General features: G+C 56.2%; 1 protein-coding gene. It reads right to left on the minus strand.

What is annotated here, in order from left to right:
• Positions 1 to 443: immunoglobulin-like domain-containing protein (locus tag HU720_RS23960; RefSeq protein WP_186523635.1), on the minus strand; the 443-nt coding region annotated here is incomplete at both ends.

The following is a 443-nucleotide window of genomic DNA, read 5'->3' on the forward strand; positions in this document are numbered from 1 at the left end:
GTGATGGTCTGGCCGTTAGCCAGTTTCACTACCAGGTCGCTGCCGGTGACTTCGTGGTTTACCGAAGCGGTGTAGGTGATGGTGCCGCCTTCGGCGACCGAGTTGTTGCTGGCGGTCAGGGTGACCGTCGAAGTGTCGATGGTGTCAGTGACTTGAGTTTCAGCCGGAGTCGGGTTGACTTCGAGCTTCTCGAAATCGCCGCCATCCACTTTATCCACAGTGACGCTGAGTTTTTCAGCGTCGATATAAACGTCGTCAGCCGGTGCATCAATCGAGATGCTGTTTTCGGTCTGGCCTTTGGCGATGGTGATGGTCTCACCATTGCTGAGCTTGATGGTCACATCGCTGCCAGCCGGGTTCGACAAAGTGGCGGTGTAGGTGATCTTGCCACCTTCCGCGACTTCGCCAGTGGCGGTCAGCTTCAGTTCGGTAGTGTCTTCAGT

Origin of the sequence: Pseudomonas sp. SWRI51 (genome assembly GCF_014268825.1) — a bacterium.
GTDB lineage: Bacteria > Pseudomonadota > Gammaproteobacteria > Pseudomonadales > Pseudomonadaceae > Aquipseudomonas > Aquipseudomonas farsensis.